This window comes from Chitinibacter tainanensis DSM 15459 (assembly GCF_000429785.1).
GTDB classification, from domain to species: Bacteria; Pseudomonadota; Gammaproteobacteria; order Burkholderiales; family Chitinibacteraceae; genus Chitinibacter; species Chitinibacter tainanensis.
Window position 1 is genome coordinate 736,070 of sequence record NZ_AUCN01000009.1, and the last position, 9,191, is coordinate 745,260.

General features: G+C 55.8%; 6 protein-coding genes. All 6 read left to right on the top strand.

Annotated features, from left to right (window positions below; translation table 11 throughout):
* Positions 1–237 precede the first annotated feature (237 nt).
* Positions 238–1,653, top strand: a complete 1,416-nt coding sequence (locus G482_RS0104630; protein WP_028449056.1) for a GNAT family N-acetyltransferase — start codon at positions 238–240, stop codon at positions 1,651–1,653.
* A gap of 207 nt (positions 1,654–1,860) precedes the next feature.
* On the top strand, positions 1,861–3,009 hold the full coding sequence (locus tag G482_RS17305) for an HD-GYP domain-containing protein (RefSeq protein WP_034618778.1): 1,149 nt from the start codon (positions 1,861–1,863) through the stop codon (positions 3,007–3,009).
* Between the two features lie 29 nt (positions 3,010–3,038).
* Complete coding sequence (locus tag G482_RS0104640; protein WP_169721050.1) at positions 3,039–4,625, top strand: ABC transporter transmembrane domain-containing protein; 1,587 nt, start codon at positions 3,039–3,041, stop codon at positions 4,623–4,625.
* Positions 4,618–6,768 carry an ATP-binding cassette domain-containing protein gene (locus tag G482_RS0104645; RefSeq protein WP_028449058.1) on the top strand — a complete coding sequence of 717 codons (2,151 nt, stop codon included), beginning with the start codon at positions 4,618–4,620 and terminating at the stop codon, positions 6,766–6,768. Before G482_RS0104640 ends, G482_RS0104645 begins: the two co-directional genes overlap by 8 nt.
* On the top strand, positions 6,765–8,096 hold the full coding sequence (locus tag G482_RS0104650; RefSeq protein ID WP_034618779.1) for an HlyD family type I secretion periplasmic adaptor subunit: 1,332 nt from the start codon (positions 6,765–6,767) through the stop codon (positions 8,094–8,096). The genes G482_RS0104645 and G482_RS0104650 overlap by 4 nt, the downstream gene beginning before the upstream one ends.
* A gap of 30 nt (positions 8,097–8,126) precedes the next feature.
* The coding region (locus G482_RS0104655) for a VCBS domain-containing protein (protein WP_028449060.1) at positions 8,127–9,191 on the top strand (1,065 nt) is incomplete at its 3' end.

A 9,191-nucleotide genomic window follows, 5' to 3' on the forward strand; every position in this document is an offset into this window, starting at 1 on the left:
GGTGTGCGCAGTTTAGCAACACCCTCGGCGCTGGCATTGACCATATAAATTATGTGGGTATATGCTGGCGCCATACCTTACATCGACTTTGAGTGTATCCCTGTGCCGAATTAATTTGCCCCCGACTCAGCTTGCTGATCGCGCTTTAGGCGCCATCGGGCTCGCTATTTCCTTGGCAAGCAGCTTAGTTCTGAGCTGGCTTGCGGCAAATTTGAATTCGCTATTTCAGGTACACTCATGCTCTCTTCTCTGACGACCGCGCGGCTGGTGCTGCGCCGTTTTTCCCTCGCTGATCTTGACGCAATGCTGGCGCTGACCGCGCAAGCTGAAATCCTGGCCGTTTTGCCCGATTGGGCTATGAGCCGGCCCCAACTTACTGATTATCTCAGCTGGTGGATTGCCCATTACGCCGAGTTTGATCCACAAGCCCCCGAATGGCTGGCCGCCATCTGCTTGCGTGACAGCGGTGAGCTTATCGGCTGGCTGGGGATCTGGCCCAAAATCGGCCTGAATGAAACGGGGCCGGAAATTGCTTACGCCCTTTCCCCTGCGCACTGGGGGCAGGGGCTAATGGCCGAGGCGGTGCGGGCGTTTACGCAAGCCATCTTTGCGCAATGCCCACATTTGCCCGCCGTGCTGGCGATTGTGAAAGACTGGAATCAGGGCTCGCTGCGGGTGGTGCAAAAGGCTGGCTTTATCTCACGCGGCGAAGTAACGCTGGATGATGGTGAGCCATTCACCTTCTGGCGGCTACCACGACCCGATCTATTGGCATGGCCGCTGCAACTACGCCGCGCCACCCAGGCCGATGTGCGTGAGCTGGCTGCCATGCAAACTGCGGCCTATGTAGAGCACGCCAAGCGTTGGGGGCCATGGAATGCACTGGATAACCCCGCCGCAGGCCCGGGCGGGTATAACTCGGCCGAGATGATCCGCTACTTGATTGAGGCCGCGCAATACTGGGTGGTGAGTCTGGGCGAGGTCCTGGTCGGCGGTGTCTGCGTGGAAGGGCCGTTTGCGCGGGATATCAGCATCAACTGGTTTTTTATCGATCCGGCCTTCGGGCGCAAGGGGCTAGGGCAACATGTGTTGCAGCTCCTTGAGGCGCAATACCCTACGGCGCAAAGCTGGAGTCTGGGTACGTCTGCGGCCAGTGCCGACAATGCGCGTTTTTATCAGCGCTGCGGCTATCAAGAGACTGATTGCAGTGGCGGCTATCGCTATTTTCGCAAAGAGGTGGCCGCGGCGGTGCCAGAGGCGCCTAGCCAACCGCATGGCTTTTTAGGCGAATATCGGCCTGAATTACACGTGGTCGATTGTGGCTGGCCAGATTTGCAGATCGTTAATAGTTCAATTGAGCGCGCGCGACTGCACAATGTGAATGCCACGGGCCTGCGCATCGGCGACGCGCGCCTGGCGGGGCTGGAGATTTGTCATGCCTCATGGGGTGGCGCCCATTTGCATGATCTGGCGCTGGGGTGGCACGGTGATGTGCAGCCGGTGAGGCTAAGCCGAGTGGACCTATCGGGCGCAAGGCTGGAAGATTGTGATTGGCAAGGTGCCCAGATACAGGGCGGGCAGCTGGATGGGCTAGTGATTGAGGGCGTTCCGTATGCTGAGTTACGCGCGGCGTGGTTGGCCCAGCAAAGATGAGTTTCAGTTGGGGTTACGGTAAGTTGTAATAGCGGCCGCAAACAGCAATAGCAACTGCTGGCAAGGACAGGGGTAAGGTGGTGGTTCACTTTGCCCCTGTTTTTTAGCTGCAGATGGTGCGAATGGTTGGCATTAAGCAGCGCAGCTGAAAGCGCTGACTTTCCCTGCTACGCTGGAGAGTAAGTTTTCATCTCGGCAGGCACAGACATGACTGAAATTCTCCGCCCCCGCATCTTGGTTGTTGATGATGCCAGTGAAAATCTGGTGCTGATGAGTGATCTTCTAAAGGATGAATATCGGGTCCGCTTAGCCAGCAGTGGTGAAAAAGCCATTCAGCTGCTGACGCAGGGGGAATTGCCGGATCTTATCTTGCTGGATGTGGTGATGCCGGGGATGGATGGCTATGCCGTTTGCGCTCAACTCAAGGTAAATCCGGCTTGGCAGGCGATACCGGTAATTTTTCTTACCGCCAATAATAGTGCGGCTGAGGAAGAGTGTGGTCTGGCCTTAGGGGCAGTTGATTACATTACCAAACCATTTAGTGCGCCGGTGGTCTTGGCCCGGGTAAGAAATCACCTTCTACTTAAAAGTGCGGCCGATTTTTTGCGTGATCAAAATGATTTTTTGGCGTCCGAAGTGCGGCGCCAAACAGCTGAGCTCGCCGCCATTCAACAAGTCACGATACAAGTGATGGCCTCCTTAGCCGAGACCCGCGATAGCGACACCGGCCAGCATATTCGGCGTACACAACTGTATGTACGGGCTTTGGCCGAGCAGCTGCGGCATCATCCGCGCTTTGCGGCCGAGCTCACCACCACGCAAATTGAAACGCTGTACCAGTCAGCGCCTTTGCACGATATCGGCAAGGTGGGTATTCCGGATCGAATTTTGCTCAAACCTGGCAAACTCGATGCCGCCGAGTTTGAAATTATGAAAACCCATGCACAGCAAGGCGCGGCGGCGATCGAAACGGCTGAGGCAAATTTAGGCTTAAGCGTGCCATTTCTTGCCACTGCGAAAGCGATTGCCCGCTCGCATCATGAAAAATGGGATGGTAGTGGCTACCCGGATTGCTTGTCTGGCGATGATATCCCGCTGGCAGCGCGACTGATGGCGATTGCCGACGTGTACGACGCGCTCATTAGTCGCCGCATTTACAAAGCCGGCATGCCTCATGCCGATGCCGTGGCTGAAATCTACCACGGGCGCGGCAGCCATTTTGATCCCGATATTGTGGATGCTTTTATGCTGCTAGAGGCGCAATTTGCGCATATCGCCGCCGAACACGCGGATGCTGAGGCAGATTGGCAACGAAAATTGAACTACCTTGACCAATCTTTGGCCGAAAAGCCATGATCGAGCCATCACGATGGACTGACAAAGCCATGCATACTCGGCGCACGATTCATCTCACCCGTTCTGCCTTTTTGGCCTCAGTGGTGATTCATACCTTGGGTTTGGCCTTGCCCTTGGCATTGCTGCAAATCTACGACCGGATCTTGCCCGCCCAGGCCTATGGCACGGCCACCTTTCTGGTGCTGGGCGTGGCTTTGGCGATCGTGCTGGAGGCGCTACTTCGCTTTGGCCGCAGCGCCTTATTTGCGAATCTGGGGATGCGCTATGAAGTACAAACCACGCTTGAACTCTGTCAGCGTTTGCAGTCAGCACCGATTGCCCAATTAGAGCGCATCGGCACCGCGCAAACCCACGAGGCCTTGCGCGCTGTGCAGCAAGTACGTGATTTCTGGTCGGGCGCAGCGGCGGTGGCGCTATACGAAGTGCCTTTTGCCTTACTGTATATCGGTTTGATTGCCTATTTGGGCGGTTGGCTAGCAGCTATTCCACTCTTGCTGTTTATTCTCGCGATTGGTCTGGCTGGCTATCGAGCGAAACAAATTCAGCGCTATGCGGCGGCCACTGCCGCGCAAGAGGCGGTGCGCAATGATTTTCTATGGACGACGTTCACCGCTTTACCTTATATAAAGAGCATTGCTGCCGAATATCGAATAGCCATGCGTTGGCGGCAAAAAAATGCTGACTATTTTGCTGCTAATGCCGCGCTTGAAGCGCAAAGTGGGGCGGTGCGGGAAAATGCGATCCTGATTGGGCAGCTGTCGACTATTTTGGTCGTAACATTTGGGGCCGTCTTGGTATTGCAAGGTCAACTTACGACGGGCGCTTTGGCCGCGTGCAGTATGTTGGCAGGCCGCTCAATCGGCCCGGCGATGGCCAGCCTAGGGTTTTGGGCGCAATGGTCGCGTACACGAGAGGCGCAGTCCCAAGTAGATCAGCTACTAGCCCTGCCACCTCAGTCAAGCCAGCATGGTGTTGAGATTCGGTCAAAGGGCAGCGATCAAATCGAATTGATTGCACCAGCGTATTTCTCAACGCCATTAGCGTTGCCAGCAGGGCAAGTCATTGCCGTTAAAAGCAATGATCCCGTGCGTGCGAGCGATTTTTTGCACGCAGTTGCATCGCTTGTCTCCACGCCAAGCAGTTCATCACAGACATTAGCGACGACAGCTTCTTCAGTTCCCCCCGTCGCTTTGGTGGCTATGGCAGGCCGGCAGGTCGCGCTGGTGCCTGGCACCATTCGTGACAATCTGCTGCTGTTTGATGAAAGCCGGCAAGCGCAGCTTAGCGAGTTGATGCAAGCACTGGATTTCGATGCCGCGCTTAAGTCCTTCGCATTAGGCCTGCATACACCGATTGGTGCCGTAGGGGCGGAAACGCTGAATCAGGGCATTGTGCAGCGGATTGGCGTACTGCGCGCTTTGCTGCAGCAGCCCAGATTGCTGCTTTTAGATCATGCTGCAATAGGAATTGATTTAGGTGGGCTGAAACAACTGGCTGACTATCTGGCCAAACAGGCGCACGGCACTACGGTGTTGCTGGTGAGTAATCAGCCTGAGTTGTTGGCGGTTGCCCAGCAGATCATCACGCTCGATAACGCTGAGGTGGGTCATGACTGAGCATGTAAATGGCCAATGGCAAACCGAATTTGAGCAATCAGCCCGCTTGCAAGCGCTGCATGAAATAATCGCCACCTGCCCACACATCGACGCCCAAAGCGCCAAATTACTGGCCAGCCTATTGTGTCTACATCAATGGTCTGGCTCTGAGCGGCAGTTACAAACTGCATTGAGTGTTATTGAAGCAGCCGCGCCACTGGTTAAGCTGTGCGCAGTGTTGCAACAATTGGGTTTTCGCCTATTAAAGCGTCCGCCGCAGCGCTACGCCGGCAGGATAGGGCAGCTACTGGTATTACCAGCGGGTCTAGCTGTCGATCTTGGGCGACAGCAACAACAGATTTTGCTTCATGACGGGCTAAGTCTGCATGCAGTTAGCCCCGCAGCGATCGAACAAGTAATCGAGCTTGAACCTGATCCGTTGTTAAGTCAGCCGCAGCACGGCGGTGCTGCCTGGTTGGGGGATTGGTTGCAACGTGCCGCACCCGAGCTACGCGGAGTCGGGGTACTAAGCGCCTTGATCAATCTTATTGCCTTGGTAGTCTCCTTATTCACCATGTTGGTGTACAACTCGGTGATTCCTACTGGGGCTTATGACACCATGCTAGCGATGAGTGTGGGCGCCTTAATGCTGGTGCTCGGGGCGTGGGTATTGCGTTTGGTGCGCAATCAGGTCTTGAGTGCACTCTCTGCTCGCACGGGGCAACGCATTGCTCAGCTGGCTTTACAGCGCACGTTGGATTTAGCTTTGGCGGCCAGTATGCGCTCTGGGGTAGATAACAACCTTTCCCGTATGCGTAGCCTTGAGTCGGTGCGGCAGTGGTTTTCCAGCCAAGGCCCACTCAATATCGATTTTCCCTTTGTGCTGCTGTTTTTGCTGGTGATTGCCTTGATTGGTGGCCTAGTGGTACTAGTGCCGCTGCTGAGCTTGCTGCTCTTTGCGCTACTGGCTTGGCCGCTCAACCGCTGGCTGGGTTGGCATGCCCAGCAAACTGGCACAGCTAATCGGCAGCTTGGGGCTCTGCAGCTTGCATTAGTTCAGCGCTTACGATCTGTGCGGCACACTGCAGCGCCATTGCTTTGGCAGCAGTTTTTGCCACAGAAGCTATTGCAGTCAGCCAAGGCTAGCCGAGATCACGCTTTGGTGCAGGGCGCTGTGTTGGCTGCCGGACAAATGCTATCGTCTCTCACAGTTTTGGCCACGATGGCGGTGGGAATCTGGCTGGTGTTAGCGCAGCAAATGAGCACCGGCGGTTTGATTGCCACCATGATGCTGATTTGGCGCATTACTACGCCAGCACAGCAGATGCTGCAAACCCAAGTGCGCCTGCGTTCATTGCACGCTGCCAATCAACAACTGGTGCAGTTGCTAGCTACACCGAGCGAGCCCGAAATGCCACTGGGCCGGCGGCTGGAAAAAGGCTCAGCGCTAGGTATTGAATTGGATCGGCTTTATCTGCGATTTGCGCAGGATCGCGAGCCGGCTTTACAAGGGCTAAGTTGGGTGTTACCTGCCGGCGCCAGCCTTGCGCTGGTCGGGCCGAATGGCGCGGGTAAAACCGTTCTGGTGGAAGCGTTGCTTGGTTTACACCCCCCGCAAAATGGCCGAGTCTTGGTTAATGGCACCGATTTGCGGCAAATTGAGCTGGCTAGTTACCGTGCTGCCGTGGGCTATTTGCCGCAAAGAATGCCGGGGGTACCGCTCACTTTGCGCGAATCACTCACCTTGCGCCACCAGCAGGCGACGGATACGCAATTGCTGGCGGCGCTTACGGATGTGGCCGGGCCAGACTGGTATCGATATTTTAATGCCGGCGATGCGCAAAGCGGCTTGGCGCAGCAAATTATGGCTTCGCGGCAAGATCTTGCCGCTCTGCGCGGGCGTTATATCGCGAGGCTGGCCAGTGCCTTGCTTGGGCAGCCACCGCTGCTGATTCTGGATGACCCATTACCCGATCGAGATCCAGAGCTAGACCCGTATCTACAAGCATTGCTTCGCCGGCTGCAAGGCAAGACCACACTAATTCTGATTACCCATCGCCCAGAGCTGATACAACTTATGTCACACATCGCCGTGTTACATGCGGGCAGCTTGGCGCATTTTGGCCCCGTAGTCGTGGCCGATTCTGTGGAGGCTCGTTCATGATGCCGCAACACTCCTCTAGCCAAGCACTGCTAGTACAGACCCAAGGACAAATCCAGCAACTACTTGAAGACCCGGGCATGAGCCCCGCTTTGCGCCGCAGTATGTGGTTGATTGTGCTGCTGGTCCTCGCTTTTTTGCTTTGGGCTGTCTTTGCCCCTGTCAATGAGCTGGCGCGCGCGCGCGGGGAGGTGATTCCGAGCGGTTACGTGCAAGTGCTGCAAACCCAAACTGGTGGGGTTATCGAGCAGCTCTTGGTACGAGAAGGCGATACCGTGAAAGCTGGCCAGCTTGTTGCGCGCTTTAAAGCTGTTGATGTTGAAAAGCGGGCTGCACAAGCCAATATCCGCTTGAATTCGCTCGCGATCGATCGTGAGCGGATGCTGGCTTTGCTTGAAGGTCGGGCGCCAGATTTCTCACCTTATGAGGCCGACTATCCGCGCCTCGTGAGACAAGCGCAAAGTAGCTATCGTGAGCAAAAAGCCGTCCGTGATGCGGCGCTTACCGCCAAACGTAGCGAAGGGGGGCAGCAAACAGCCCAACAGCAGGCGGCCCAGCGCGATATCCGGCTCGTTGAGTCACAACTTAATGAAGCACGCCAACGTATTAAAAGACTGGAAGAAGGGGTGCAAAAAGGCGTGATTTCACAGTTAGCCTTAAGCGAAGCCCGCCAACAAGCCAGTGCACTGGAAGAGCGCTTATCTGATCTACAAGCCCGGGTACAAAGCATCGGTAGCGGTATGGGGGCGATTGATGCCGATTTGCTGAAAATCCGCGCCGACCTTAATCAGCAACTCAGCCTTGAGCTGAGCAAAACCACCGAGGCTTATCGTGAGCTTGAGGCTGAACTTGCCGCATTGACAGATAACCAACGCGATATCGAAGTGAAAAGCCCAGTGGACGGCGTGGTTACCAATCTGCCGCATACCCAAGCGGGTACGGTTATCCCGCCAGGCGGGACGGTAGCAGAAGTCGTTCCTACCGGGCAGGGTATGTTTTTGGAAGTCATGGTCAGCCCGCGGGATATCGGCTTTGTGAAAAATGGCCAGACCGTAACGGTGAAAGTTGACAGTTTTGATTCGGCCCGTTTTGGCACTATCACTGGCACGGTACAGCGTGTGTCACCAACTTCAAGCAAATTGCCTCCTAATAATCAGCCGTTTTACCGGGTTGAAGTCGCATTGGGGCAGACCTATGTCGGCCAAGCCCAGCATCAGCTGGTGCCCGGCATGACTGCGGAAGCCGATATTGTCACCGGGCGCAAATCGGTGCTGCAATTTCTGCTCAAGCCAGTGTATACCGCGACCGATACCGCTTTTCACGAGCGTTAGCCTACCTGCCGATGTAGCTGGGGTGTTTGAATGGAAGACAGTGATGTAAAAAAACCGCAGCGGCTAGCCGCATCTGATCCACTGGCGGTGATAGAGCAGGATCCCGGCCGGCGTATCTGGCTACAGCCGGAAGAGCTGCAAGCCATGGGATGGGAAATCTTAATTCCACCCGGCAACGGCCATCCTGATGCGCCAATCTCTGATCATCTGGTTCCTTCCTCGGTAACCGCTGCGAGCACATTACATGGGCAGCTACCGGCGTTTACACCAGCCGCTACCGCGGCCATTCATCTTGCGCCACAGCAACACCCCGCTGCGTCATTACCGAGCGGAACTGCGAGTGCCCCAAGCTACTGGCTAGCGCAAAAACCGGGTCATCATGGCCAGCTCCTACTCGGCAGCCAAGGTGATTGGCATTATGTCCCCGCGGCAGAATACCATCCGACCCACACAGAGGTACACCAGCCGCTCGTCGATCATTTTCAGCTAATCGACGCGCAGCAACGTGTGCATACGCTGCAAATCACCCAGCAGCCCCACAACCAGATCACTCCTTATACCGCCAGTGTTCTAACGCAAAGCCAGACTCTTTCCACGAGCGGTTTGGCCACGGCTGGGTCGAGCAGCACTACACCCGCCCAGTTTGCTGGTGATGTGGTAGGCGCAGTGACTGAAGATAATCCAGTACTGGGCGGCTTGTTGCAGGCGCAGGGGCAGTTACACGTTACTGATCCAGATCCACAGCAAGGCGCGGTGCGTGCGCAAGTCAATACCCCGCTGGGGTATGGGGTTTTCAGTATTAATCAACAAGGCGCGTGGGTATATACTGCCGACAACTCAAATCCAGCGATCCAACAGCTGGCACAAGGCAGCGTGCTACTAGAAACCGTGTGGGTGCGCAGTATTGACGGTAGCTCGCAAGCGATCACGATTAAAATTCACGGTACGAACGATGGCGCCGTCATCGCGGGTAGTGACACAGGCCTAGTCACTGAAGATAAGGGCCTGAATGGCGCCAGCCAGCTGCACACCAGCGGCCAACTGACCGTTAGCGACCCCGATGCCGGGCAAGATCACTTTATTGCCCAAGCCAAT